This window comes from Phycisphaerae bacterium, assembly GCA_019636475.1.
Lineage (GTDB): Bacteria > Planctomycetota > Phycisphaerae > UBA1845 > UTPLA1 > JADJRI01.
The window spans coordinates 23,033-49,148 of sequence record JAHBXN010000004.1 but is presented as its reverse complement, the minus strand read 5'-3'; the positions used below and the strand labels follow the sequence as shown (position 1 = coordinate 49,148).

The following is a 26,116-nucleotide window of genomic DNA, read 5'->3' as shown; positions in this document are numbered from 1 at the left end:
GCGCTGTGGGCATTTCGTGTGAAAGTCTCACTTATTTCATATCAGTCCGCTGTATCAGCCATCGCGAGAAACTTTCGCACACGAGGCTGCTCAGGATCGAGGGCCAGCGACCGCTCCCAAGCATCAATCGCCATTTTCCGCCAGATCGGACTGCGTTCGAGGTGGTACATTTTGATGTAGCTCGTGCCGAGATTGGCGTAGCACGCCGGATCGTTCGGTAGTCTCCGCAAAATCTGCCGGTAAATCTGGATGGCCTTTACGGGATCGCCAACCTGCTCATGGCATGCGCCAAGGTTGAACTGAGCCTCGATCGAGTCCGGGTTCATTCTGACCGCTTCCTCGAACGCGCCGATCGCAATGCCGTACTCCCCTCGTTCAACCCACTCCATTCCCTTGCCGAACGCGTATTCAAATCTCTCACTTCGCTCGGACGCAGACATCCGCGGAGATTCATCGACGACACGATCCCGCGTGACGATGGAACGCGATGCGTCGGGCGTCGATTGCGAACAACCCGCCGCCAGGAGCAGCAAGCCCAATTGCATGCCCCATATCCCACTTTTGTTCTTCAATGCCATTGAATACGGATTCATGATTACACCCCGAGGCACGCAGCGTCCGCCGTCTGTACTCGCCATCCTCATTCGTCGGAATCGTCGACATGCCTGGCCGCGACCGGACGGTCTGCCGAATCGTGAGATGGATTCTCCCGCCCCGATTTGTGCGGTTTTCGTCGCGGCGAGGATCGATCCGAAGCGGTTCGCGAGAAGGAATTTTCATCGCGCCGCTGATTCTCGGGACGCGCCTTTACGCCGGCCGCTTCCTGCGAAGCAAGCACGCGCTCCCGCGGCAGCGCGCCGGCCTTCACGATTCCGGTCTGCCGCGCCCGACGCTCGCGTACCTCCCGGCTTCGAGCCAGCGACGCCGGCGATTCGTCTACCTCCAGAGGAACGCCGTCATGGATGGATGAGACCGGCGTCCTCGACCCCGAAGTCGACCGCGCGTCGGCGGGAGTCTCCTGCGGCGGACTATTGAGTTCATCATAAGTTGTGTCGTCGTCAGGCGGATCGCCAAACATCGATCTAGGTGTTTCGTACTCCGACGGAACCTCGAAATGCAATTGAACGTCCTGCGACTTCTGAATCATCTTGAAATGGGGTTCGTATTGGGCAAAGACGGCCCGATCGCGATCAGACAAGACCTCGGCGCCTTCCACTCGAGCTGTGAGAAAGCAAATCAAGTCAACGCGTTCTGACCGCGGTCGTTCCTGACGGAAGATTGCGCTCAACCCCCACAAGTCACCTAATCCCGGCACTTTGCTGACGGCTCGCGTGTTCCTGTCCGAGATCAAACCACCCAGCGCAATCGTCTGTCCATCATTCATGACAACGCGGGTGCTCAGTTCGCGCGTGCGAATCCGCGCCACCGTCAAACCGGTTGTTCCGACGACGTTGTCGCCCAGCGCGCTTGTCTGCGGGTGAACCAGCAACGAAACGCGGCCATCGACCATGATCGTCGGAGTCACTTCCAACTGAACGCCAATGGGAATGTAAGTATCGAACGATTCGGTCACCGTGCCGAAGTCCGTGATATTGGCGGTTAGAATCGGATACCGTTCACCGACCAGGATGCTTGCACTGTGATTGTTGTATACGAGCAGTCGGGGGTTCGCGAGCAGGCGAATCGCGTTGTCGGTCTGATGGATCTGCAGGAGCGATGTCACCTGCGACAGGTCCACCGTACCGAGCGACATGCCGGCCGTCGTGCGGGCTGCACCCGACGACGTGCGGGGCACGGCCGAACCGGTTGCGAAACCCGCCTCCCATTCCAACGGCAGACTGTGATTCAAGATGGGGCCATTGGCCAGCGCGTTGATGTTCCAGTCGATTCCGACCTGCTTTTGAAGATCGGTGCTCATCTCGACGATCCGCGCCTCGATCAGCACCTGCGGCGGCATCTGATCCAGGTCGGCAATGAGATCAGCGATTCGCCGAAGGTTCTCGGGGACATCCGTGACAACCAATCGACGCGCGTTTCGCGGCGGACCCGTGACGCCTCCCTGTCCGCTCCCGTTCTGGAACACGTTCTGATTGTTTGCATTCGCCTGATTCCCGAACTGGTTCGTCGCTGAGTTCGTCCCCTCGAGATCACCGCCGAGTTGCCCAAGTCGCATCGTGTTGTAGTCGTTGAGGCTGTTCTCGTTCAACACCTTCATTCGCCCGTACTTCGACAATGCAAATTCCAGAGCGTCTCGAACGCGTTCCGCATCCTGACAGCGAAGGGTGAACACCTGGACGGCCAGCTGCGGCACAATTTCTCCGCCCTGGGATTCCGGCGATTTCGAGACCGAGATGATCCCGTTGTCCACCTTGTAGGAATAGCCGTTGTCGACGGCGATCGACTTGAGCGCGCCGTCCAGCGTTGCATCCGATAAAAAGACCGAGACTTCGCCTGTCACGCCCGGGCCGATGGAGATGTTCAATCCGCCCTGCTCGGCAACAAGCCGTAGTGCTTCGCGAATGTCACCCTTCGGGACATTCAGCGTGATCCGCCGATCCGCTCCAGCCACCGACGGCAACGTCGATGCGGCGGAACCGGCCGCCGCGACCGCCGACGATGCACCAGCCTGCGCCTCTCGCATGTCGCCCGCCGAGGCGACCGGCGCCGCGAACAACAGCCCTGCGGACAATAGAGTACTAAACTGCCGAATCATGGCTCCTCCGTCCTCGGACTCACGACCGCTGCCGTTTCGCCCGCCCGATAGGTGAATGTCCATCCCCCCGATTCCAGCGTCAACGTATGCCGAGTGATTCGAACGATCCTGAATTGATCCTGCACGACATCGCCCACTCGATGAATTCCGTTCTCCACCGCTGCCAACCACTGGTCACCGCTTTTCGAGGTTCCGACGAAACGAATCTGCGGCGCCTGCGGGGCTCCGCGCTGGGTATTCTCCTGCGATGTTTCCGATTTCTGGTTCTTCACGATCCAGGGTACGTCGGCAAACGGATTGCGCCCCCACGGATGCTGAGCGACCTCCGCCTGCATCGCCACCAGCTCCGCAAGTCGGGCATCCTTCGGAGTCTGCACGGATCGCTGAATCCGCGCCTCGAAATCCACCTGCGCTGGCACCACATCGACGGCCGCCGCCTCGCTCGGAGCGTATTTCTGAACGAGTACGACGATCCGCCATCCGAGGATCAGAACGCCGGCGACAAGCACCGTCAGTACTTTTTTCTGACGACTGTTCATGACGCTCCCGGGCCTCTGTCGTTTGAATTCGCGATCTGAACGTAAGGTTCCACGACGACATCGGCGCGAAGATCATCTCCTGAGCCATCCGATCGATCGTCGGAGAATCGGGAAATTTCGAAGCCGATGACGCGCACCGGCACCCGCTGGGTCCGACAGGACTGCAGATAGGTCGAAATGTCCTGGTAACCGCCGCGCACGAGTACCCGATAGCTCGGTCGTTGGACGCCACCGACGTTGCCAACGCCCGACTTCTGAGCCGTGAGCGGCTGAATTTCCAGAACCTGAAGCCGCGCGTGGCGAGCCGCCTCGCTGAGTTGTGACACGACGACGCTGGGCTTGTTTGAGTCCTCAATCCGAGATTCAAAGTCCGACCGATCCCGGGCGATCTGCTCCAGTTCTTCCGGGGTGCGGGTTTCGCGCTGCACGTCGCCGGCCTTCGCGGCGAGCACATCGCTCAGTTCGGTCATGTTGCGAATCTCGTCCGAGACCTCGAAGGTTCGATTGATCGCAAACGCGACCGCAACGATCAATGTGCAGACCGCCGCAGTTGCCGGAATCCAGTCCTTGAATCTGGCTCGCATCACTCTTTGCCCCCTTTCCGCGCAAGGGGCCTGGGATAGGCCAACTCGAGATCAACGGACATCGCCCCCGTTTCCAGCCGCGAGCCGTCCGCCGGGTATCGCGTTGAATTGATCAACTGAACCGCCGAGAGAAACGGGCTGCGATCAAGTGCCAGGAGCGTCTGCTCCACCACCTCATCGAAGTCCCTTCCGGTCGGGGTCGTGTAGATGTTGGCGTCGGCGCGAAGTCGCAGCGCGTCGAGTTCCCCCGAGACGCTGAGCCGTATGACACGCAGTTCGCTCGGCAGCAGCCGCGAAAGTTCCTTGAACAGTCCTTCCCACGCCGGCGCAGAATTCGCAAACGCCTCAAATGACGAGCGATATTCCGCCACCCGATGCGCCTCGACCTGCCATCGGGCATTTTCGTCGGCGAGCATCTGCATTTCGTTCAGCGCCTTTTGCGAGCCGAGCGTCGTCTGCGTGTAGCTGCGCATCTGGTTGAACAGGAACGCGAAGCCCAGGATCACCACCGCGACGATGGGACTGATGATCGCAGTCGAACGCCGGATACGCCTAGCTCGCCATTCGCTTCGTACTTCTTTCGGCACCAGGTCCGGCAGCGTCTTGCGATGGCAGACCGCGGCTGTCGCCGCCGCAAACGCATCACGCGACATGCCTCCAGCCCGGTCGCGAGTTGATGTCGTGCCGTCGAGCCAATCCCAGCCTTCGATTTGGAGTTTCAGCCTCAAGGCGAGCGCTGACGTGAGGCCCTTCATTGCAAGGCCCGGACCCGTCACATACAACCTGGAGACGGCCGCGCCTTCCTCGAGCGTCGATGCGAACGTAAGCCACTGAGTCAGTTGCTGAACCATCTTCTGAAGTGTGGGTTCGAGCACCGGAAACAGTTTCGCGCCAGGAATCCCGAGCGACTCGATCCTCTCATCGGCGGCCGGAATACCGACGGCGTCACGCAAGTCCATCGCGCGAACGACATCGAGCTGAATCACTTCCTCCCCGGAGATGATCGGACGCATGAGCGCCGTCGTGAAATCCTCCAGGCCGAACGGTAGCTCGCTCGTCACCGTGACGGCGGATTCGCGCAGCACGGTCAGCGTGCTCGATCGATCGCCAATGTGCAGAACCGCCTGCGCCTGAGTGCTCGCAGCGATTCGGCTGACGGCGTGAGCCGTGAGCGCCGCAGCGGCCGACGTGACGGCGGCGACGTTAAGTCCGCAGCGAATCGCTGCATTGATGACGGATTGCGCCGCGTCTTGATGGGCCGCGGTCACCGCTACGCGCTGCTGATTATGCTGAGCCGCGGCATGAGACGGAACGCTGCGGAAGTCAACGACCGCCTCAGCCACCGGGAAATGCAACTGCTGACTCAGCTTGAGTGTGACGGCCTGTAGAAGCGGCGCGCCCTTGAGACTCGGCATGTCGAAATACTGGCACGCCACGGTCCCGCCGCTGAGGAGGCAGATCACATCGCGGCCGACCCAGTTTCGCTCGGAAACCGCGACCGACAGGGCATCAACCAGATTCTGGTCCTGCGCAGCGTTCCGATCATCCCGCCGATCCTGAGTCACGAATGAGCAGGAGTCCGAGAGCTCGACCCGCTCGCCGTTGATGCGTGCGGAGCTTAGTCGAAGTTCGGCGGATGAAGCTTCGAGAATCAAAATGTCGCGTTTGTCTGACATCCTTGTCAAAACCACCGTGGCGCCTTGTCATCGGTCGCGCCGCCATGCGCGCCGACTTTGTGTTACTCGATCCGAGCCTCGATCACTCGACGGTAACTCGACCAGGGCGAACCCGTCGCACTCGGTCGTCCCGTCGATCGAAACAAAGGCGGCGACGCACCGATCTTTTCCGTCCTGAAGACCGCAGTCGAGATGGTCGGATCGTCCGCATCGTTTCCGTTGTCTGATATCGTCCCGATAGTGCCATCGCTGTCGAAATCAGTGGCGGGACTTGCATTCAATTCACGCATCGCCATCTCAATTCCACTTTCGGCCCCATAAAAGGCCCCCGTTGAGTACAAGTGACTCAAAAGGCTCCGTGATGTGGAGGCCGTCAGTTGCGAAACCCACAGCGCGAATGATCCGATAACAAGCAAGGCCGCGACGAATCCCACCACCGCCATTCCGCGTCGGTCCGGGATTCGGCCGCCCTGAGCCGCAGACCCGCTAGACCGACGTGCATCCAAGGTGCACGCCGCTGGCGAACCTGGGGTTTCCGACAAGCCAGAGTCAGGGTGCAAGTGTCACCTCATTCATGAAATTGCGCAGAAAGATCGACGTGCGAATACGGGCCGTTTCGGTTTTGTCCACGAGATCAATCTGTACCGAAACCCGACGAATCTTCGCGCGATCCCCCGCCGTGAGCGGAAGCGATGAGAGTACGACGCCGTTGCGATCGTAGTATGTAAACGTCAGTCCCGTGACACCCGCGCAAAGCGTCCACCAGGCCGAACCCGCATTGTTGGTCATCTCAATCCGGCCGGCAGACAGTCGAAACCCGATCGCATCAAAACGCAGATCGCTCTGCGCGGCGGTGGATATCTGCGCGTTGCCGTTCAGGCAGGGCGTCGCTGCAAGGGGGCATTCATCCTGGGAGACCTCACGAACATATCGAATGATGCACTCCAGCGCGGCAGAGCCCTGATCAATCAGTTCGCTTCTGGCCGAAACTTCCGCCCGCTGTCGCGCGGCTGACATGATGAGCATCGCTGCGGTTCCGCTTACGATGGCGCCGACCACAATCGCCGTCACAAGTTCGATGAGTGTGAAGCAACGGAGCTGACGGTGGGTAAACCGACGGCGCACGCCCGGGACTGATCCCTGGACAATCCGACCAGCCAGTGCCCGGCGCGATGTTGAGTCTCGTCTGATCATCAGAAATCCGCGAAAACACGCTCCACCATTACGGCATCGGCCCCACCGTTCCAGCTCACTGTCACCCGTACCCGCTTGTAACCTTGATCCGACCCCGCGGGCTGGAGCGCCGCCGTCACATTTGAGATGGTTACGGAGCGATTGAACTTTGAAAAACCGGATACCGGCGTCTCATCCGGAAAATTACCGGTTGTGACGGCTGAGTAGCCGTCGGTTGCTCGATAGCGCCGGGCGATGATCTCTTCCATGCGGTCTGTCGCCAGAAAACCCGCGACCGCGGCCAATGACGGGTGAATCGACTGAACGGCCGACTCCGCGAAGGCGTTCATCAGCGGCGGAATCGCCACCGAGAGAATCACAATGGACATCACGATCTCGACAATCGTGACGGAGCGTCGTCGTGAACGAATCACGGCCATGATCGGTGCTCCACAAATCCGCCAACGGGGTGAACGCGTACGGCAAGCTGGTTTGACAGGATGACGGCTCCAATCGACGCGAGCGCATTGCCGTTGGCATCCTTTGGCGTTCCGAAGTTTCCGAACTCCAACTCGGCAGTGGAATCGAATGAAACGGAAGTGATTGTGACGCCGTTGAAGGGACTGGCGTTGAACTGAATCGCCGACGTGGTCTGGTCCAAGGGATGAGGCAGGCCCACTCGACCCGCCTTGCCGGGACTGGCGGGATTCTCGATGTGCAGCGTGTATCGATGGCTCGCGGCGTCGACGACCAGCCACGTCCGCAGGCCCGATGCCATCGCCGTTCGTTGAAGATATCGGATATCAGCCGCCAGTCTCGACGCGGCCGATGACAAGCGCATGTCCTGAACGGTCGACAGGATCGGCCCGCCAACGGCAAGTGAGACGATTCCCAGCAACGCGATGACGCTAACCAGCTCAATCAACGTAAAAGCTGAACGCTTCATCGAACACGAGACCTCCGTCCGATCAAACATCGGTCCAAAACGGCTGCGGCACGAGCAAGATGCCCGTGCCGCGCGTGATCATTTAGATGTCTGCCGGCGTGCATAGTCGAAGGACGCTCGACGCGAACTTCACATCGAACAGACTTCACACACGAAGTCCGACCCAGCAAGCGGCGTTCAACCGATGCGATTAAAAGTCCTTCTCGCCGGCGGTGTTCGTATTAGGCCAGACTTCGCCGGTCGAGGCCTTGTAGGCCCAACCGCCCGCTCCGCCAGCCACAAGGGTGCCTTTGGTCACACCCACTTCGACGTTGTTTTTCGTCGCGTCCGTGTCATAAGGATTGTCCGGAATGGCGCCATTCATCACCGCATTGGCCGTCGTAAAGACGGCCAAGGTGGGATAGCTGGCGTTTCCGCCGCCCGTGTCGGTCGCGGAGTGCGCATAGTAGTTTGCAATCGCGGCGCGCATGGCGCCAAGCGCGCCTTTGCAGGCCGCCTTCCGCGCATCCGCGCGATAGTCCAGATACACCGGCAACGCCACCGCTGACAGAATTCCCAGGATGACAATCACGGTCACCAATTCAATCAGCGTGAAACCCCGAACACTTCGATTCTTCCTGATAGCCGTCATGTTGCACACACTCCTGTCTGATCAGCCTTCGAAAGGCCCCCCAATCCGGAAGGCAAACGCACAAATCCAAGTCCAGGTCGGCCATCAGGCCGTACCGACGATTTTCAACAGCTTCCACATCGGCAAAAAGATCGCGAGCGCAAAGAAAAGAACGACTGCGGCAAGCCCGGTAACCATGATCGGTTCAATAAGCGTCGATAATAGCTTGATTCCGCGCTGGGTTTGTTGCGAATAGTACTTGCGGAGATACTCGAAAATCTGATCCGTTCGCCCCGATTCCTCTCCAATCGCCAGCATGCGCTTCACCAGGGGCGTTACGCACGACGTTTCAGCGAATGCTTCCGTCAATGAGCGTCCGCCCTCGACGGATCGCAGCACATCCCGAACGTCCTGCTTCAACACCTCGTTGGTCATGCTGTCGGCGGTGACGCGCAGCGAGTGAGTGATCGGCAGCGCGGCCCGCATGAGCAGGTCGAGCAACTCGATGAATCGCACCATGTAGATACCCAGCAGCAGACTACCGAATACCGGCGACTTCAGGACGTACTTATCAAGCACGACTCGGACCTTTCGGAAGCTCAAAACGTATCGAGTCAGCATGACGAGTCCGATGATTCCGCCGAGCACCTCCACGTAGTGTTGCGTCAGCGCTCCACTGATCGCCAAGAGGATCACCGTCGGCAATGGTAGCTCGCTCTCGAACTGTGCGAACATCTCCGTGAACTGCGGCACCACGAAGATCAACAGCACGATCGTGGCCAGCACCAGCGACACGACGACCATCGCCGGGTACATCAGCGCCGAACGAATCTGCGTTCGCGTCTCCTCTTCCTGCTCCATGTAGCGTGCCAGCGCGTTGAGCACTTCGGGAACCTGGCCGGCGGATTCACCCGCTGCGACTGTCTTGGCGTAAAGCTCGGTGAAGGTGTCCGGCTCCTGACCGATCGCGTCGGCCAGCGTTCGACCGCCCTCGATGCGGCTCACCATTCGAGCAATCGCGCCACGCAATTGTTCATTCGAGGTTTGTTCGCCGACCGCCTTGAGCCCGGCGATGATCGGAATTCCGCTTTCGGACACCGCGGCCATCTGATGCGTGAAATCGAGCACCGCCCGGCGATTCGATTTACCGCCGCGCGTCTTATGAACACGGGTCGAAGCCACCCCGAGTTGAGCCGTCGCCGCGCCAACCAGTTGAACGCTGATCGGCGTTCGGCCGCTGGCTTCAATCTGCGCAAGTGCCGCGCGCTCCGACGCCACATCGAGCGTTTCGGTCCCGAGTTTTCCACTGGGCAGCGCGAAATGGACAGCGAACTTCGGCACAATCCTATCCTCGTCTAAACCGAGTCAAGTCCGGCACGACTGAACTCGTGCATCAACATCGGCCCGCGATCCGTACCACTTCTTCAATCGTCGTCGCACCAAGACGGATTTTCTCGATGCCATCATCGACGAGAAACTTCATGCCGTCCGCCTTCGCTGCCGACCGGATCGCCTCCGTCGGCTCGTTGCGCACGATCATGTTGGAATACCGATCGCTCAGTTCGAACAGTTCGTACACGCCGACTCGACCCAGATAGCCCGTGCCGATGCACCGACGACAGCCTGTACCCTTGAGCGGTTCGAAATCCAGCTTCGAGCGGTCGAGGCCCAGCGCGTCATACATGTGTGCCGGCGCGGAGTCCGGCGACTTGCAGTCGGGACAGACGCGACGACAAAGCCGCTGTGCAAGCACAGCCAGAAATGATGATGAAATGAGATACTCCGGCACGCCCAGATCCCGAAATCGGGCGATTGCGCTGACGGAATCGTTCGTATGCACCGTGCTGAGCATCAGGTGGCCGGTCAGCGCCGCCTGGACCGCGATCTGGGCCGTCTCCGCATCGCGAATTTCGCCGACCATGATGACGTCCGGGTCCTGCCGCAGCACGGACCGCAGGCCGGAGGCGAAAGTCAGATTCGCTTCCTTGTTGACCTGAACCTGCCGAATCACGCTGGTTCGATACTCCACCGGGTCTTCAATCGCGATGATGTTCTTCTGCGGGCTGGCAATGCACTTCATCGCCGCGTACAGGGTCGTGGACTTGCCGGAGCCGGTGGGTCCGGACACAAGTACCATGCCATGCGCATTCTGAATCACGCTCTGAAATCGCTTGAGCACCTTGCTGGACATGCCCAATTCGCTAAGCGTGATGGACTCCGACTCATTCCGAAGGATTCTGAGGACGACCGCCTCTCCCCAGATCGAAGGCAGAACGGACACGCGCAGGACAACTTCCCCATTTTCGGTCTTGTGATCAAACGCACCATCCTGCGGAGCGCGGGATTGCGATATATCCAGACGTGCCATGATTTTGACACGTGATACCAGTGCACGGTGCAGCGCCAGAGGCGGAGCCGCGATCTCGCGCAGAACACCGTCCACTCGAATGCGGATTCGAAGTTCGCTCTCACAGGGTTCGATGTGAATATCCGATGCGTTTTGCCGGACTGCCTCGTTGATCAGATCGCGCACGAGCCGAATGACCGGCTGCGAATCATCCGAATCCACCAGGTCATCGGCCCGGGCCATCGAATCGGTGACCGAGAACTCTTGAAGGTACTTGCTCGACCCATAGGCTCGCTCGATCAGGCCGAGAACGTCATTCTTCGCGCCGAGGCAGGCCTCGACTTCGCACTTCGTCAGTCGCCGCACCTGATCGATACCCGCCAGATCCGCCGGATTCTCCATCACCAGCGTGATCACGTTGTCGAGATTGAACAGGGGAAACATGACGTGGCGACGCGCAATCTCTTCGGAAAAAAGCTCCGAGTTCTGCATGCGTGGAATGAAATCGGCCAGATCAATGAATGGCAAACCCAGCCGCATTGCGTGAAGAGAGTGCACCTGCGATTCCGTCAGAAGCTTTTTCTTGCGGATGACGGTTTCGAAATCGATGGAGTTGTCGACGGCCTCCTGCTCGATCTTCGCGACCGTGGCTGCCGGCAGGATTCGCGCAGCGAGAAGTTGATCCCTGAGTTCATGTGACCGACTAGGTACCACGAGCACCCCCCGCCCCCACGGGCTCTCGCGATGCCTCCGGTTCCGTCGATTTCACCCTCGAGAGATTGCTGCTTGCCGCCTTGACCAGAGCCTGTTCATCGTTGCCTTTCGGATTGAGAAACTGCAACCCGACCTGGTACGTCGGTTTGTGATCGACCAGCAGGCAACGGCGCACGACGGCTCGAATGTTCAAGACTTGCGTCGCGACGTCATCGCCAGCCGACACATCGGAAATGTGCAGATTGATCCGCAGATTCCTGGGAATAAAGACGCTTGACTTCAGACCCAGGCCGCCGGAACTGACGTCGATCACCTCCAGACCACAGAACGCATCCGGAAAGCTCAGCCGGATCTGCGCGGCGTGATCGCCATGCGGCTCCACCCGTGCGCGAAAAGACGTATGATGTCTCTCGTGTTGCCGGGCTAATTGCTCGTTCTGAATATTCACCATGGCATCGACTTATCGGATAGCCGATCCATGCGGTTCAGCGCGGAATCACGCACTCAACGCCGGCTCGCCCGATAACCACGGCTTTCGCTCCGGTCGGATTGCGCCGATGGACCGGTCCCGCGGTCGGCCCGAGTCTCAGCCTGTTTTATTCAGAGCGGGTGCGGCCCTGGACCTCGCGTGCGACCCGATTGCTCAGCCGGCCGATGCCTTCCACCGCCACGTCAATCACGTCGCCTGCCTTGAGAAAGGTCGGAGGTGTTCGAGCGGAGCCGACGCCCGCTGGAGTGCCGGTGAGTATCACCGTCCCCGGCGGCAGTGTGAACTGATGAGAAAGAAAGTGAATCAACTTCGCCACGGAGAAAATCATCTCAGAAGTGTTGCCATCCTGCATTGGCGTGCCATTCAGAAACGACTGTACACGGAGTCGATCCGGTGACAGTTCATCGGCCGTCACGAGCACCGGTCCAATCGGACAAAAGGTATCGAAGCTCTTGCCGCGCGCCCACTGTTTGTCGCGGCGTTTCTGACAATCTCGTGCTGACACATCGTTGGCACATGAATAACCAAATACATGGTTCAGCACATCACGCTCCGAAACGCATTTGGCGACCCGGCCGATCACCACCGCCAACTCCGCTTCATAGTCCACCTCGTCGGGCGCGGAGATCGGCAACATGATTGCATCGGCCGGTCCGATCAGGCTCGTCGTCGCCTTCAGGAAAATGAGCGGCTCCTCCGAAGAAGCCTCACCTTTCATCTCTCTCGCGTGCTCCGCGTAGTTACGGCCGATCGCGATGATATTCGGCGGATCCACCGGCGCGAGCCGCCGACCAATGCGAACCTGACGGTCCTCGAACGGCAGTTCCGCGGGCGCGGTGGCGAACAAATGGGGGAACGCCGTCTCGCGAATCGGCAGCGCGGTGCCCTCATCCACTTCGCGCCCCCACCGGGCGCGACCATCTTCCCCTTCCCATCTCACAAGACGCATAAAAACAAAGCCCCGAACTGACGGACCGAGTCCGGAGGGTCGAATCACTCCGGCTGCGGATGAAACGCATGAATCACCAAAACCGCTGAGATAAACCGCTCGGCAAATTTACAGCAAATTGCGGTGGCGTCGCTCATTGCTTTTTTGCATCGGAAGAACGCTCACGGCTCTCGCGATCAGACTTTTCTTCCGCATCTTTCTTCTTCTCAGCAGCTTCCTTCATCTTCTTCGTCAGCGGCGAATCTTCTGGAACGGGCGCCGCGAGAGCCTTTTCAATCGCCTCGATCACCTTCTCGGCGTCCGGCTTTGTGCGTGGCGAAAAGCGATCGACGATTTGGCCGTTGCGTCCAATGAGAAACTTGCCGAAGTTCCACTCGATTTCACCGCCGTATTCGTGGCCCGCTTTCATTGCAGTGAGGTACTTGTACAAGTCGCAGATATCGTTCCCCTTCACGGAAACCTTCGCGAACATCGGAAACGTAACGGAATATTTCGACGTGCAGAACTGCTTGATCTTGTCGTTCGATTCCGGCTCCTGCCCCAAAAAGTTGTTGGCGGGAAACGCAAGAATCACGAAGCCGCGTTCGGCATACTTGCGATACACCGCCTCAAGCTGTTCATACTGGGGAGTCAGGCCGCAACGCGAGGCGACATTGACCATCAGCACCACGTTTCCGTAATACTGGACAAGATCCTGCTCCTTTCCATCAATGTCTTTCATCTTGAAGCGAAGCGCAGCGAGCTTGTCATCGACAGGAGCCGCTTCCTTATCGTCGGTCTTCTGCTCCTGGCTGACGACCTTCGGCCGCTTTGAATTCTTCGTCTGATCCGACTTCTCGGGCGGCTCGCCCTTCGCGGCAAGGCCCGTCGCAAGGACGAATACCAAACCAAACGCCGCCACACCAAACATAAGGTTCACAACTCCATTGCGAAGCATCATCTGAGAAATCTCCTTAACTGCCTTCCTGTGGGAAACCGGAATTCCGCGCGAGGCGATTCTGCTCTCCGAACCTCCGCTCCTCCATTCAAAACACCTCGCATTATAGCGGCGGCAACCCAGACGTTCCGAACGTCCGCCGCTCGGCGCGTCCGGACCTGGACCCAGCCGATTTTGACATGAAAACAACCGCATCATACGCTCCTGCAACATGAACGCCGTCGCTATCATCCCAGCCAGATATGCCTCCACACGATTCCCCGGAAAGCCCTTGGTACGGGAAACGGGCAAATTCCTGATTCAGCATGTCGTGGAACAGGTCGCGCGAGCAAAGCGGATTTCGGAAGCGATCGTCGCCACCGACGACCCGCGAATTCACGACGCAGTGCAGTCATTCGGCGGCCGTTCCATGATGACGCGCGCGGACCACCCCAGCGGAACCGACCGTGTCGCTGAAGTTGCACATCAAATTGATGCCGATCTGATTCTTAATGTGCAAGGTGACGAGCCAGAACTGGAGCCGGGCTACATCGACCAGTTGGTCGAGCGAATGACCGCCGATCCCGAAGTATCCGTCGGAACGCTCGCATGCCCCTTCAGTCGTGATTCCGATCCGCGCGATCCGAACGTGGTGAAAGTGGTCATCAACTCGCGCGGCCGCGCCTTGTACTTTTCTCGATCGCTGATTCCTTATCCGCGCGATGCAGCCGGCACACCTGCCGACCCAACGGACTGGCTATTGCACATCGGAATCTACGCCTACCGCCGCGATTTCCTCTTCGAACTTGCAGCCATGCCGCCTTCGCGATTGGAAATGATGGAAAAGCTTGAGCAACTCCGTGTGCTGGATAGCGGTCACTCGATCGCCGTAACGCAGGTCGAGCGGGCTTTCCCCGGCATAGACACACCTCAGGACTACGCCGAATTCGTGGCAAGATGCGCAGGCAGGCGCCTCCCCCGCTGAATTCACCCGGTGGACGGACGAAATCTCGCGCCAAACCGTGCCAGTTCGCCAAGCGATCGCGGTCGTCGGTGCGGACCCTCGCCAGAAACCTCCGGAGCCGTCGGCGGCTGTAGCTGGCCGGCGATCTCATCCGGCGGTGATGCCGCGACATGTTCCCGATCAGGCGTCGAAGAGACGACCGGTCCCGGAGCCGAAGCCCATTCGGCGTGCAGTCTCATTTCGTGCCACTGTCGCTCGGCAACCAGCCTCAAGGAGATCGTAAGCGCCACGAGCACAAACATCAGTTCAATGTACGACTCGTTGTGGAAGAAGCCGTGAATACAGAAGGCGAGCAGTCCAAGGAGCAATCCGCGTGCACAGTTGTACACCCAGCGCATGTCCGTCGGCAGCCGCCGGGACCACCGCATGAGTTGTTGCAGACTATACATTGATCCGAATACAACGGCGCACCAGATCAGCGAACCGATCGCGCCAAGTTCCGCGAGATTCTGAAGGAAGATGTTGTGCGCCGATTTATTACCACCACCCAGCGCAATCTTCGCTATCTCATAGTTCCCGAATCCCACGCCGAAAAGCGGGTTATCAAGGAAAAGCTGCCAGGCGAATAACCAGGTGAAGAATCGGGACCGCGCCGATTGATCTTCGGAGTATGCGAATATTGAATCGAGTCGATCGAGAATCTCAGTTCCCGACATGAAAGTTGTCACCGTCGCAACAAGCAATACGGCGATGAGGGCGCGTAGCCGGTATTTGCTGCTCCATGCCATGCACATGAGCACGACACCGAAGGCGACGAACCCCGCTCGGGAACGCGATCCAATGATTCCCAGACAAATAAGCGCGGCACAGATCAGAAGAAACGCTCGCCATCGTACGCTCTTCACCGTAAGTCCAAAGTAGAAAACCATCGGCAAGGTCATCACGCTCGTCAACGCAAATAGGTTGTTGTCGTAGGTCCTTCCATACACCTGATGTGGGCCAATCATCATGACCTTGAGTCCGCCCTTGATTGCCCAAAAACTTGTCGCCATCGCTATAACAAGAAACAGTGCGCGAAACTGTCTCGGCGTTGTCACCAATCCGGTTATCATCGCCGCAACCAGCAAAACCTTGCACAATCCGCTGAATTGATAGGATGTGTGTGAAAGTGGAAAGGGCGCCATCGTTCGGGTCACCGCGACGTAAGCAATCAGGAGGCCCAGCAACAGAATGCCCCACCGAGGCTGAATCAGCGCGCTGGACACAATGCGGGTTCTTAACGACAGCAACCGTCCGGAGTACAGATCCCACTCCGGAACCAGCTCACGCCGCCTCGCGCCGATTGCGACCGCGCCGACCACCAGCGGAACACCCACCAACAGCGCATCCTGCAGATCCGGCCGCCAGCAAAGGTACTTCGGCTGCAAAAGAGAAACAACGTAATAGACGCACAAGCCAAAGAACGGCCGCGAAAACACCAGCGGCATCAGGGCAATCAGAATGGCAAGGTACAGCGCAAAACGCATCCGAGATTCCTTAAAAGCACTCACGACTCAGGCACAATACGGCGAACTCCCACGGGTGGTTCCCACCACCGATGTCGGAACAGCCGTCGAACGCCCGGCGCCGAGAGACTCAAACAGCTTTGGAGCGGATTTGGACCCGCCTTTCGCGCCGGAGATCTTCGAAATCAACCCTGCCAAGGTCGCTCCCCCGGACCGCCAATTGAACAACGATTTTGCACGACGCTCCGCCGCACTTGCGAACTGCATTCGAAGCGGTTCGTTCCCGGCCAGTTCATCAATCGCACGAGCAAAGGCTTCGGCACTGGGTTCGTTCACGAGTCTCCCCGCCCGCCCATCGTCGAGCAGTTCACGCGAGGCGTTGCGGACCAGACGCCCATCGGCTCGAATCGCCACGCAAGGCAGAGCACAGGCCATCGCCTCCGCCAGCGAGTTCCCGAAGGACTCGCTCACCGAAGGAAACGCAAACAGATCCGCGGCCCAAAGCAGGGGGCGAACGTCAGGGTTCGCGCCGACCCACCACACCCGGCTGTTGATTTTCAATTCATTCGCAAGCGTGGTGAGCATTTCCTTCATCAGGCCATCGCCCGCAATCACGAGGCGCGGAGCGGTTCGGCTGATCGCGATAGCACGCAAAAGCAGCGGCAGATTCTTTTCGGGCGACAAACGGCCGGTCCACGCGATGACGAATTGATCCGCATCCAGACCAAGCTTCAGTCGCGCGGAGTTTCGTTCGCTTTCGTCAGGACGTCGCATCCGTTCGAGATCAACCCCGCCGTACGCAACATGCAACGAATGCGGCACCAGTCCGTAGGATTCAGCGGCCGCATCGCGCGACATCTGACTGTTGAACACCACCGCATCGGCGAGCATGAACGCACGACGCTCGTTGCGGCGCTTCAGGACGCGGTCGATACAGAATGAAATTCGGCTAAGGCCCTGCGACGGACCATGTCGCGCGGCGTCTGCCGCGTCGTGCAGGATCGTCGTTCCACCACAAACCAGGAGCGCGGCGCGGTTCGGCCAGCGCTCCTTGTACGCGACAACCGCCTCCGGCTGGCATGAGATGAATAAGTCATGGGTTTGGCGCAGTTCGCGGACGACTCGCCTTGCTATCGCATAGCGCGCACGCGATTGCAGCGACCAATGCACAGGGCGCGACGTGCGAACATCGATTAACGACAGCTTCAGTCCCTTGTCGAACATCGCGAGCGATTCAGCCGTCACATCGGTTCGATGGGTTCGGACCGTGAATTCAACGTGGTGCCCTGCTTGAATCAACTCGCGTCCGAAGTGCATGGCGCGCCTGGAGATTCCGCAGGTGTGCTGACGAAATGTCGGCATGTGCCAGAGGATGTTCATTGTACGCCTCCGGCTGCGTGAAGCACCGTTCGATACTGCTCAGTGGCCGCCCCGGGATCTGAAGAGCCACAATCGCGCGATCGCGCTCGAATCGCTTGCGTCAGGATTCCAGCGAACTGTCCTGCCAGAAAATCGCGCCGGTACTTTGCGATTTCCGTCGCCCCGCAGCCCGCTTGCACGAATCGTTCAGCGCCGGTTATCCACGCATCAAATCTCGCTTCGATTGCCCGCGATAATCCATCGGCATCGCCGTGCCGTACAATCGTCGTCTCGGACGACTCCGCAAGTATCCGTTCCACCGACGTGCAAGCATGCACGAGTCCAATCACATGCCTGCCAAACGCGAGATACTCGAACAGCTTCGCAGGCACGCAGAGTCGGCCGCCCGCGTTCGTGGGAGTCATCAGGAAAAGCGCGTCCGCCCGCAATAATTCCCGGATCGCCGATTTGTGCGGCACATATCCCAGCTCGCGTACAAAGGTGCGATCCGAATCTCTGATCAGCGACCGAAGGCGGGCTGCGATCGTGCCGACAACCCGCAACTCGAATCGACCGTTCGCATCGCAGCGCCGCAACAGAAACGACCGGACAGCCGCCAGCAGCGGTTCGATCGTCTGCGCGCGATAGAATGCACCCACATACGAAAGGACGAATCGGTCTTGCCGAGTCGGAACGTCGCACGGCGACGAATCGTCCGGCGCATCGGCTGCGTCAAATCCATTGAAGACGGTTTCCAGCCGCGCACGCAGCGATGGACCATGGCGATCGACCAGACGGTCACCCAGATCGGGGCACGTCACGACCACGCGGTCCGCGTTCATGCATACGTCGCTCTCGATCCGCCGCCGCCATCGAGCGGCCTTGGCCGATTCGCTTTCGATCGCAAAATTATCGACGATGGGATCCCGCAGGTCCGCGATCCACGGCACGTTGTGCCTCCTGCTCAGCGTCGCTCCGATCTGGTGCATCGAGTGCGGCGGAGATGTCGTGACAACGCATTCGATCCCCTGCGATTCGATCAGCCGCGATCCCGCGCGAATTGCCGCCGCCTTCCACATCGATTCAATCTCAATCAAAGGCAGCCGTGCACCCCAGGATTCCAAACGCCAGTAGATTCGATCCTCAAGTAAATTCACGCGGGAGGACCGCGCGCCGGCGGTCGAAATCAACCGGCCGATGCGAGCGGCGACCCCACCCGGCTCCCATCCGAGGATCCGATGAACACAAAACGGAACGGCGGAGTCATCAATCAGGCTTTCGTCGTTGACGGCATGATGCGAATGTCCGGCGGTCAGTACATGAACGTCCCAGCCGTGGCGTGGAAGATAAGTCGCGAGCTTCAAGGCACGCTGCACCCCGCTTCCGCCACGCGGCGGAAAATGGTACGCGACCAGCAGAAGTGAACGACGGCACATGGGGTCTTCCCTGACCTCGAGTGGTTCCCGGAGTTACCCGTCAAACGAGGTGATTTCGTACAAATTCCCGGACACGCCACGGCACGACGTTTCGCCCGGCGCCGGGTTCCAGTACCCGCGCCAATCCGCGACGAACGCGCCATCTCGCGCCCATCGATCGCCGAGCTTCGCCATACCTCGAAGCTCCGATCTTCTGAATCGCCCGCAATATGCCGGCCGTCGCATGTTCCAGCGAAGGTCGCCAGCCCACCTCGTCATAAATGCAGGGCGTGCCCAGCGGATTCCATACCGTTTCATATCGCTGACGATTCGTCATCCGGATCGCGGTCCAGCGCTCTTCGGCGCCGGCGCCCCACACATAATGAGGACAGCCGCACAGGCTCGCGAGATGCAGTCCGCCGGTCGACGCCCCGGCCGCAAGTCGCGCACCGGAAAGCTGAAGAATCGCTCGATCCATGCGACCGGCATACATCGCCACGCTCAGACCTCGCTTTCGAAGCCGCTCCGCCAGTTCCTGCCACCAGGTCTCCGGCTGATTGCGCTCGCTCGCCAGCGCTCGCCCCCGCGGGACCAGCACAACATCGGTCCGCGTGTCCGGCTGTTTACGGAGCGACACGAAATCCTGTTCCGCGCAAGTTGCCGGACAAAGTTCCGATCGAAATCCCGGCATGTACCACGTCGCGCCTTCGGTGTGAACGCCGAGAATCGCCAGATGCCCCGCCGTCGCCTGTCTCAACTCCGACTCGAGCGTCGACGGCGGAATCGCTGAGCCGGAACCGTCGATCCGATGATCGTCATTCGCATCGCCCGTCCACTCATGACGCGGCATCGGGCAGAAACGCACGACACGCCCATCAATGAGGTCGCTATAGAGCGCACGCCGATCAGGTGGCGCGACGACATAGACGCGGGCCGAATCGCTCTCGCGGATCACGCGGCGAACTCGACCCTGCCAGTTCATCAATTCCCAGCCGAATTCGCCAGGATACGGCGGAATTATCAGCGTGTTACCGCGCGACATCCTTTGACTCCTCAACGGGCAGCGAAGCGGCGTTGGCCGGACGCGACTCGATCATTCGTTCGAATTCCGCCTGCGATCCACACGGCCCCGGCCTGCGGCTCAAATCGTGGGGATTGACGAGGCCGACGTTCAGTCGCCGACGCATGTCAACGATGGCCCTATGACCCAGATCAATTGCCAGACTTCTTGTTGTGTCGTTGTAATGACGCTTAAGCCCGAACGGATAGGCGAACGCAAACGGCTGACGGCCCGTCAACTCCGTCAGTTTTCGTCGGGCGGCCCCGATCTCCGCCATCTGCTGCTGGGCCGTCAGTGCCGACAGGACCGGATGGGTGTCCGTATGATTGCCGAACTCGACATACTCCGGATCGGATTCGGCGATCTCCTGTTCCGTCAGATACGGTCGAAAGTGTCGCGCCAACTCCGAGCCGCTCGTGCCGACATCCTTCAATACGCATTCCAGCGCGTCGCACAAGTCGTTTCGAAAGTACAATCGGACATAGTCGTGCAGCGTCTCACGCGAGTTTGTCGGCGGCCAGCCTCGCGCCGACAACGCCGTCCACACGCGGTCTTCGTGTCCGTTCACGCTCAGCCACGCCAGCTTATGCTGCCACATCAGATCGCGATTGCCGATAACCGACGTCACCGGAAAAATCGTCATCGGCATGCGGCGGCGATACAGAATCGGCAGCGCCTGTCGAACCGAGTCCGCGAACCCATCGTCAAACGTTATCACAATGGCTCGACGCGGCTCCTCGCCACGCTCCAACTGCCCCGTCAGCTCACGCAGGCTGATCACGTTGTAATGCTCAGCGAGATAGTCCAACTCCCGCTCGAAGTCGCTTGGCAGATGCCGCATTCCCGGCCCCGTCGTAAAGATGCTCTCCTCGCGCGAGATGCTGTGATACGTCAGAATCGTCGTGCACATGTCATTCTGCCGACGGCGCAGACTCCGCATGAACTTCCCGGGCCATTGTTCGAATGTGCTATTGAACGAAATCAGCGTCATCGGTGAAAACCCCCAAGTGGAACACGTTGACTCACAATCGCGTCAAGCTCCCTCGCAAGTCGTTGCGCCTGATACCGCCGCGTCAGTGGTTTCAGTGATTCGACGGTCCGCGTGACCAGCAGGCGTCCCGTGAGCCAGCGGTCGTACAAAACGCGAATCGCCGATGCAATCCCGTCCGCATCCTGCGGATCGCAGAACCAGACGCCGTCCACGCGCCGAAGCACGTCGGCCGCTGACCCGCTTGCCGGCACCACGGCCAGAATCGGCCTTTGACTGCCGATGCACTCGTACACTTTCGCCGTCGTGTCGCCATCTCCCCCGATCACATTGGGCAGAAGTACGATGTTCACATCCGCCTCAGCCATCAGTTGCACAGCTTTCGGATGGGAAACTTCGCCCAGATATCGCACGCATCCGTCGATTGGAAACTGATTGATCTGCGCCAGATTCGGTCCGACGCGCCCAAGAAAATCGAGCCGGGCAAATCGCCTGCTGTCTGCCGTGCTTTCGAGAAATTTACGAAACCCCTTCAGAAGTTCATCGGGTCGGCGTGCACCATACAGCGATCCGGCATGGAGCAGCCGAAATTCATCGCCAGCCGAGCGATCGATCGACGAGGCCGGAAAATCGCTCGGATCAAATCCGTTCTCAATCGTGACAAACTTCCGTCCACGCTGATCGGGATATCGCTCCCGAAAGCGCCGGCCCATGTGGTCATTGACCACTACGACGCGCGATGCACCGCAGACGACGCGACGTTCAAGAAACTGCGTCGCAAGTTGACCCCATCTCGATCGCCACTGCGCAAAGTGTGCATACTCTACCCAAGGGTCTCGAAAATCGGCGATCCAGGGCCGGCCGATCAACCGTCGAACGACCAGCGCAGCGAGATGATCGCTGAAAGGCATGCCTGATGAGAAAACCGCGTCAAAACGCAATCGGCGGTGCAGCCGCAACGCCAAGGCCGCCGCGCACCGCAGCCGCCAGATTCCTTTGTCCGGAAGGGTCAGCCGCCCCACCAGCGATTCGATACGCCAGCTCGAGCAATCACGCCACCACGCACGGTCCAACCCCGCGGGGCGCGTCGCCCACGACAACACGTCTGCGACCCGATATGCCAGCGCTCCGGCATCTTCCAGAAGCCCGAACGTCGATCGCGCCACGATGGGACACTTCACACCCTTGAGTTCCACACCGTCCACGCCGCCGACAATTTCGCGAAGCGGACCATTACACGAATCAGTCGCAAACCAGCCGCGATCAACGTTGCCGGTCTGCTCGCCTTGCGAACGCCCTGCCACCGGGCCCGTCAGCACCGTCACATGCCAGCTGAAGTCGCCAAGGTACTTCACGAATTTACGAACGCGCGTGACGCCAGCTGACTGCGCCGGCGGAAAACGGCTTGAAATAAATAGAACGCGGCGCGTCCGTGTAGCGCCCGTCCGATGGCTCGAATCGCGAACGGCGCCTCCACACTGTCTGTCGGAGATGTCCTCGGAGGCGCACGGCATGATCCGCGTCGGAGCCACAACCGCCCCGAACGGGCTGATGCCCGCCTCATCCTGGTTGTCGAAAAAAACCGCCATCGGCTGATCTCGTGGCACGGAATTCGCGCGGCCGATCATGACCGGCTTTCCGTCTCATAAGATGTATCGAGCCGAGCGGAAGTAAACTGAAGTGCAAAGACGGACGTGATTTACGTCCGCAAAACACGAGCAGGCTGCTGAAACTTTCGAGGTAATCACCGCCCCATTCGGTCCCCATCAAAATTTCAGCCTGTCCACGGCCGATCCGTCATGCCTCAGACAGTTTGACGCTGTCTGGAGCGGCCGACCGGCAAGATTCGCGCGTCCAGTGGCAGAGTTCGCCGCTCTCCAGCCGGACAACCTGTGACGATCCGCTCAAAAAGCAACATCGCATCCGGCCAATGATGCCGCATTCTCACGAACTCACGGCCGGCCATTCCGATTCGCCTGCACCTCGTGTCGTCCGTGCAAAGGCCGATGACCTGCTCCGCCATCTGCTCCGGCTCGTCGGCGATGACAATCTCCTGTCCTGCCGTGGCATCAAGCGTCAAACCAACGGCACGAGTTGACACGACCGGCCGCCCTGCCGCCATCGCCTCCAGCACCTTGTTCGGAATGCCCCGTGCCAGCCTAAGCGGCGCGACAATCACACGGCAACGGGCGAGATACTCAGTCGCGTCCACAACCGCACCCGTGACTTCAATTCCCGGCAGCCGCCCCAATCGCCGCACCGCGCGCGTCGGCCGTCGACCAACGACGAGAAATCGAGCATCAGCCATCTTCATTTGAACGAGCGGCCAGACCCGCTCCGCGAACCAGCGGACCGCCTGCACATTCGGCGGATAGCTCATCGTGCCCAGGAAGCCGATAACCGGGCCACATTCATCGGCGGAACAAATGGCTGATTCGCTGATCCGCCGCACGCCGTTCGGAACCACATGCACCGCGCCCGCTTCGCCAGCCCCTATCATCCGCCTTTCATTTTCCGTAATCACGATGGACGCATCGAACTCCCGAAGGCAGCGTGTCTCAAGACACCGCAGTCTCTCGGCCTCCATTCGGCATCCGGCCGCAAGCAGGCCTCTGGATGCCCGCGAATAATCGATCCATTTTTCGCTGTCCACATCGCACAGATCGATGACGCGCCGGCAATCCGGAATCGTCAGCGCATAGTCTGCCATCATCGATGAGAACGCGACGACCACATCAAACCCGATCGACAAAGACCAAAGTCGCAAGCGGCGATACATCTCGGTCGAGCGATACGCCGATTCCGTCAGCGGCCTCCCGTGAACAGCGCCCCACGCCGCGTGGAGACACGCCAGCGGCACCCCGCGGCGCAACACCGTCACATCGCGGCACCATTGCCGCAGCCGCTCCGCCTGACGCATTTCGCTCTCGTCCGATGCGAAGCACGCGCAGTAAACGTCGTGGGCCGCGGCCAGATGTTCGATTGCATGAAACGTGCGAATCCGATCACCCTTATCCGGCGGATAAGGGACACGGTTCGAAAGATAAAGGATTTTCAATCGTTCCTGCACGAGGCTGTCTCATTGACAAACGATGAACATGTGGTGTATCACGGGCGGGTCGCGCCATTGCACAATCAATCAAAACAAGCTATCCCGGAATCGATCGTGCCAGCCATCCGCCCAGCGGTCGCGTCACCGACAACGGCAACGTCTTCCAAACGCGTCTCGCGGCGGACCACCGACTCGATGTGGGTGACAGATCCGGCGCGCTCCGTCCCGGCGCGAGGTACGTCTGATACTGCAACACGCTCGGCTCAAATCCGCAGAGTCGCTTGAACTCGAACGGTCCCTTGTTGTCGATTCGCGATCGACCGAAATCGTATCGCCGGTAACCGTTCGCGACGCCCCATTTCATCGATTCGGAGTACAGATATTGGCTCAGGCCATAGACGTCCGCGCGCTCATCAATACCCACGAAATACGGCATCACCGTGTCGCGATGAAGGAAGATGAGAAGTCCGGCAATCGGCCGGGTGTCGAGTCGAACGATCTGGATCGCGATCCGACCGCGGTGAGCGGACACGATCTCCTCAAAAAAGTGCAGAGGATAATTAGGAGACGACAGTCGCCGCATGGATCGCGAGTAAAGCGACCACATTGTCTCAAGTTCATCCTCGCCGAATGTGCAACTGAGCACGTGCTGTTCGGCCGCGCGACGCGCCGCGGCGCGTGCCTTTCGCGGAAGCATCTGATCCACGTCATCGCGTGCAGCCGGCAATTCACGAATGAATGTCGCGTGCGAATCGCGAGACGGCAGATCCGCAATCATCGAATGAACCGAACGCAGTTCAAGAGAACGCGCGCCGAGTTCGTTGCAGAATGCGACGGCCGAATCAAACAGCGCCTTTGCGACGCTCGGCTCGTCGGCGACGATCCCGCCATAGGTCGCATAGGGCATGCTGACGAGCAATCGGCCGGCCAGGATGCTGCGAACCTCATGCATCGGAAGCACGCCGGCCAGGCGATCGCCGTCATAAGCCATGAATCCGTGGAAGCGATGCCCGAAGGCGCGCTCGACCGCACGCTTCCACCCTAGACCGTGAAAAAAGGATGCGGAGCCATGATCGCCAACGAAGGATTCCCAGACCGGCGCAAGCGATGGATCAAACCGGATGACGCGAATATGGCTTGGTGCGGCAGGCGCGGTGTTGGATGCGGACGGCCTGGATGGAGTATCAATTGTGATCTTTTCCATCGTATTCGTAGCGGGCGCCCTTCACGCTGCAATCCGCGGCGATGCAGCCCAGAACCGGAAGATTGTTCGCCTGCAGCCGGTGAAGCGATTGACGCACGACGTGCGATGCCGTCTTGTTCATCCGGACCACCATCACAATGCCCGAGCATAGCGCGCCGATGACGCCGACGTCCGAAAGGCATTGCACAGGAGGTGTATCGACCAACGTATAATGAAACCTCTCGCGGATCTCATCAAACACCTTCGCCGCGGACCGCGATGCCAGCAGCTCGGTCGAATTGACGTCACGGCTCCCGCCACCGGTCAGAATGTAGAGATTGCCCAAGGGCGTACGCTGAATCGCATCGTTGAGCGTGGCCCGGCCGGACAGCACGTCCGACAAGCCCGGCGAATTGGGCATCTTGAACAATTTCGCCATGCTGCACTGCCTGAAATCGCAGTCCATCGCCAGCACGTTCATATGTCGCACTTCAGCCATCACGGCGGCAAGATTTGCCGTCGTCACGCTCTTGCCCTCTCGCGGAAGGCTGCTGGTGATCGCGACGCAGTTCATTTTGCTCGGTGAATAGCGACGCAACAGCCACGTCCTCGCCGCGCGATATTGTTCAGTGATGATCGACGATCGTTCCATCACCGCGACCACCGTCGGATGAACGTCCCAGACCGCGGAGGATCCGATTGCGAACCTCTCCGCCTCGGTTGCGCCCGGAATCGGAGTGCTCCCCGAATTCGGCGCCGAGCCGGAAAGTGGCGGCTCATTCGCTGCATCGCTGTTGGATGTGAGCGACTCCATCGCAGGAGCCGCGCCAGGCATGTTCACGATCGCGTCGGCTGTCCGCTGCCTCCGCTCGCGCTCGTCCTTCGCCTTCTTGATTGCGTCCGCGATACGACCCATCTGAATCCGTCCATTCG

At 59.7% G+C, this 26,116-nt stretch carries 24 protein-coding genes; 1 reads left to right on the top strand and 23 read right to left on the bottom strand.

The genetic code is table 11. The annotated features are described in order from the left end of the window. Window positions 1-41 precede the first annotated feature (41 nt). The 14 genes from KF841_07795 to KF841_07730 all read right to left on the bottom strand — a co-directional run bounded on the left by KF841_07795 (window position 42) and on the right by KF841_07730 (window position 13,462). Window positions 42-593: a tetratricopeptide repeat protein gene (locus KF841_07795; protein MBX3395256.1), complete on the bottom strand. Its 552-nt coding sequence runs from the start codon at window positions 591-593 to the stop codon at window positions 42-44. Window positions 594-640: 47 nt separating this feature from the next. Next, window positions 641-2,713 (bottom strand): hypothetical protein, encoded by a 2,073-nt coding sequence (locus KF841_07790; protein ID MBX3395255.1) that lies wholly within the window; start codon window positions 2,711-2,713, stop codon window positions 641-643. Then, window positions 2,710-3,252 (bottom strand): hypothetical protein, encoded by a 543-nt coding sequence (locus KF841_07785; protein MBX3395254.1) that lies wholly within the window; start codon window positions 3,250-3,252, stop codon window positions 2,710-2,712. Before KF841_07785 ends, KF841_07790 begins: the two co-directional genes overlap by 4 nt. After that, window positions 3,249-3,836 carry a hypothetical protein gene (locus KF841_07780; GenBank protein MBX3395253.1) on the bottom strand — a complete coding sequence of 196 codons (588 nt, stop codon included), beginning with the start codon at window positions 3,834-3,836 and terminating at the stop codon, window positions 3,249-3,251. Before KF841_07780 ends, KF841_07785 begins: the two co-directional genes overlap by 4 nt. After that, on the bottom strand, window positions 3,836-5,512 hold the full coding sequence (pilM, locus tag KF841_07775) for a pilus assembly protein PilM (protein ID MBX3395252.1): 1,677 nt from the start codon (window positions 5,510-5,512) through the stop codon (window positions 3,836-3,838). The genes KF841_07780 and pilM overlap by 1 nt, the downstream gene beginning before the upstream one ends. A 549-nt stretch (window positions 5,513-6,061) precedes the next feature. After that, entirely contained in the window at window positions 6,062-6,706 is a 645-nt protein-coding gene (locus tag KF841_07770) for a hypothetical protein (protein ID MBX3395251.1), read from the bottom strand. Beyond that, entirely contained in the window at window positions 6,706-7,125 is a 420-nt protein-coding gene (locus tag KF841_07765; GenBank protein MBX3395250.1) for a hypothetical protein, read from the bottom strand. The genes KF841_07770 and KF841_07765 overlap by 1 nt, the downstream gene beginning before the upstream one ends. After that, a complete protein-coding gene (locus KF841_07760; GenBank protein ID MBX3395249.1) occupies window positions 7,116-7,631 on the bottom strand; it encodes a type II secretion system protein in 516 nt (171 codons plus the stop codon). Before KF841_07760 ends, KF841_07765 begins: the two co-directional genes overlap by 10 nt. Before the next feature lie 190 nt (window positions 7,632-7,821). Further along, window positions 7,822-8,262, bottom strand: a complete 441-nt coding sequence (locus KF841_07755; protein ID MBX3395248.1) for a prepilin-type N-terminal cleavage/methylation domain-containing protein — start codon at window positions 8,260-8,262, stop codon at window positions 7,822-7,824. Window positions 8,263-8,346: 84 nt separating this feature from the next. Continuing rightward, window positions 8,347-9,582 carry a type II secretion system F family protein gene (locus KF841_07750; protein MBX3395247.1) on the bottom strand — a complete coding sequence of 412 codons (1,236 nt, stop codon included), beginning with the start codon at window positions 9,580-9,582 and terminating at the stop codon, window positions 8,347-8,349. Window positions 9,583-9,634: 52 nt separating this feature from the next. Beyond that, window positions 9,635-11,302: a type II/IV secretion system protein gene (locus KF841_07745; protein ID MBX3395246.1), complete on the bottom strand. Its 1,668-nt coding sequence runs from the start codon at window positions 11,300-11,302 to the stop codon at window positions 9,635-9,637. Continuing rightward, complete coding sequence (locus KF841_07740) at window positions 11,292-11,753, bottom strand: PilZ domain-containing protein (GenBank protein MBX3395245.1); 462 nt, start codon at window positions 11,751-11,753, stop codon at window positions 11,292-11,294. The genes KF841_07745 and KF841_07740 overlap by 11 nt, the downstream gene beginning before the upstream one ends. 145 nt (window positions 11,754-11,898) lie before the next feature. Further along, complete coding sequence (locus KF841_07735) at window positions 11,899-12,741, bottom strand: fumarylacetoacetate hydrolase family protein (protein ID MBX3395244.1); 843 nt, start codon at window positions 12,739-12,741, stop codon at window positions 11,899-11,901. A 133-nt stretch (window positions 12,742-12,874) separates the two neighbouring features. Next, window positions 12,875-13,462: a glutathione peroxidase gene (locus KF841_07730; GenBank protein MBX3395243.1), complete on the bottom strand. Its 588-nt coding sequence runs from the start codon at window positions 13,460-13,462 to the stop codon at window positions 12,875-12,877. A 427-nt stretch (window positions 13,463-13,889) separates the two neighbouring features. Between KF841_07730 and kdsB the strand changes: the two genes are divergently transcribed. Next, a complete protein-coding gene (gene kdsB, locus KF841_07725) occupies window positions 13,890-14,642 on the top strand; it encodes a 3-deoxy-manno-octulosonate cytidylyltransferase (protein MBX3395242.1) in 753 nt (250 codons plus the stop codon). Window positions 14,643-14,644: 2 nt separating this feature from the next. Here kdsB and KF841_07720 read toward each other — a convergent pair whose 3' ends face one another. From KF841_07720 to KF841_07680, 9 genes are all read right to left on the bottom strand, one after another. After that, a complete protein-coding gene (locus KF841_07720) occupies window positions 14,645-16,147 on the bottom strand; it encodes an O-antigen ligase family protein (protein MBX3395241.1) in 1,503 nt (500 codons plus the stop codon). A gap of 27 nt (window positions 16,148-16,174) precedes the next feature. Further along, on the bottom strand, window positions 16,175-17,506 hold the full coding sequence (locus KF841_07715; GenBank protein ID MBX3395240.1) for a glycosyltransferase family 4 protein: 1,332 nt from the start codon (window positions 17,504-17,506) through the stop codon (window positions 16,175-16,177). Beyond that, the gene (locus tag KF841_07710; GenBank protein MBX3395239.1) at window positions 17,503-18,921 is read right to left on the bottom strand and encodes a glycosyltransferase; all 1,419 of its coding nucleotides are present in this window, start codon (window positions 18,919-18,921) and stop codon (window positions 17,503-17,505) included. Before KF841_07710 ends, KF841_07715 begins: the two co-directional genes overlap by 4 nt. A gap of 40 nt (window positions 18,922-18,961) precedes the next feature. Beyond that, window positions 18,962-19,942, bottom strand: a complete 981-nt coding sequence (locus tag KF841_07705; GenBank protein MBX3395238.1) for a hypothetical protein — start codon at window positions 19,940-19,942, stop codon at window positions 18,962-18,964. Next, window positions 19,929-20,951: a polysaccharide deacetylase family protein gene (locus KF841_07700; protein ID MBX3395237.1), complete on the bottom strand. Its 1,023-nt coding sequence runs from the start codon at window positions 20,949-20,951 to the stop codon at window positions 19,929-19,931. Before KF841_07700 ends, KF841_07705 begins: the two co-directional genes overlap by 14 nt. Continuing rightward, on the bottom strand, window positions 20,948-22,576 hold the full coding sequence (locus KF841_07695) for a glycosyltransferase (GenBank protein ID MBX3395236.1): 1,629 nt from the start codon (window positions 22,574-22,576) through the stop codon (window positions 20,948-20,950). Before KF841_07695 ends, KF841_07700 begins: the two co-directional genes overlap by 4 nt. Before the next feature lie 176 nt (window positions 22,577-22,752). Then, entirely contained in the window at window positions 22,753-24,018 is a 1,266-nt protein-coding gene (locus tag KF841_07690) for a TIGR03087 family PEP-CTERM/XrtA system glycosyltransferase (GenBank protein MBX3395235.1), read from the bottom strand. Between the two features lie 79 nt (window positions 24,019-24,097). Next, the gene (locus tag KF841_07685) at window positions 24,098-25,204 is read right to left on the bottom strand and encodes a FemAB family PEP-CTERM system-associated protein (protein MBX3395234.1); all 1,107 of its coding nucleotides are present in this window, start codon (window positions 25,202-25,204) and stop codon (window positions 24,098-24,100) included. Further along, entirely contained in the window at window positions 25,185-26,099 is a 915-nt protein-coding gene (locus KF841_07680) for a CpsD/CapB family tyrosine-protein kinase (protein ID MBX3395233.1), read from the bottom strand. The genes KF841_07685 and KF841_07680 overlap by 20 nt, the downstream gene beginning before the upstream one ends. Window positions 26,100-26,116 lie beyond the last annotated feature (17 nt).

Bases quoted from the DNA above. Each gene is read 5' to 3' on its own strand.
- KF841_07695 (MBX3395236.1), bottom strand. From the start codon at position 22,576: ATGATCGGCCGCGCGAATTCCGTGCCACGAGATCAGCCGATGGCGGTT.
- KF841_07705 (MBX3395238.1), bottom strand. From the start codon at position 19,942: ATGTCGCGCGGTAACACGCTGATAATTCCGCCGTATCCTGGCGAATTC.
- KF841_07735 (MBX3395244.1), bottom strand. From the start codon at position 12,741: ATGCGTCTTGTGAGATGGGAAGGGGAAGATGGTCGCGCCCGGTGGGGG.
- KF841_07730 (MBX3395243.1), bottom strand. From the start codon at position 13,462: ATGAAAGACATTGATGGAAAGGAGCAGGATCTTGTCCAGTATTACGGA.
- pilM (MBX3395252.1), bottom strand. From the start codon at position 5,512: ATGTCAGACAAACGCGACATTTTGATTCTCGAAGCTTCATCCGCCGAA.
- KF841_07770 (MBX3395251.1), bottom strand. From the start codon at position 6,706: ATGATCAGACGAGACTCAACATCGCGCCGGGCACTGGCTGGTCGGATT.
- KF841_07795 (MBX3395256.1), bottom strand. From the start codon at position 593: ATGAATCCGTATTCAATGGCATTGAAGAACAAAAGTGGGATATGGGGC.
- KF841_07765 (MBX3395250.1), bottom strand. From the start codon at position 7,125: ATGGCCGTGATTCGTTCACGACGACGCTCCGTCACGATTGTCGAGATC.
- KF841_07740 (MBX3395245.1), bottom strand. From the start codon at position 11,753: ATGGTGAATATTCAGAACGAGCAATTAGCCCGGCAACACGAGAGACAT.
- KF841_07710 (MBX3395239.1), bottom strand. From the start codon at position 18,921: ATGTGCCGTCGTTCACTTCTGCTGGTCGCGTACCATTTTCCGCCGCGT.
- KF841_07700 (MBX3395237.1), bottom strand. From the start codon at position 20,951: ATGACGCTGATTTCGTTCAATAGCACATTCGAACAATGGCCCGGGAAG.
- kdsB (MBX3395242.1), top strand. From the start codon at position 13,890: ATGAACGCCGTCGCTATCATCCCAGCCAGATATGCCTCCACACGATTC.
- KF841_07785 (MBX3395254.1), bottom strand. From the start codon at position 3,252: ATGAACAGTCGTCAGAAAAAAGTACTGACGGTGCTTGTCGCCGGCGTT.
- KF841_07780 (MBX3395253.1), bottom strand. From the start codon at position 3,836: ATGCGAGCCAGATTCAAGGACTGGATTCCGGCAACTGCGGCGGTCTGC.
- KF841_07715 (MBX3395240.1), bottom strand. From the start codon at position 17,506: ATGAACATCCTCTGGCACATGCCGACATTTCGTCAGCACACCTGCGGA.
- KF841_07790 (MBX3395255.1), bottom strand. From the start codon at position 2,713: ATGATTCGGCAGTTTAGTACTCTATTGTCCGCAGGGCTGTTGTTCGCG.
- KF841_07720 (MBX3395241.1), bottom strand. From the start codon at position 16,147: ATGCGTTTTGCGCTGTACCTTGCCATTCTGATTGCCCTGATGCCGCTG.
- KF841_07755 (MBX3395248.1), bottom strand. From the start codon at position 8,262: ATGACGGCTATCAGGAAGAATCGAAGTGTTCGGGGTTTCACGCTGATT.
- KF841_07680 (MBX3395233.1), bottom strand. From the start codon at position 26,099: ATGGGTCGTATCGCGGACGCAATCAAGAAGGCGAAGGACGAGCGCGAG.
- KF841_07760 (MBX3395249.1), bottom strand. From the start codon at position 7,631: ATGAAGCGTTCAGCTTTTACGTTGATTGAGCTGGTTAGCGTCATCGCG.
- KF841_07685 (MBX3395234.1), bottom strand. From the start codon at position 25,204: ATGGAAAAGATCACAATTGATACTCCATCCAGGCCGTCCGCATCCAAC.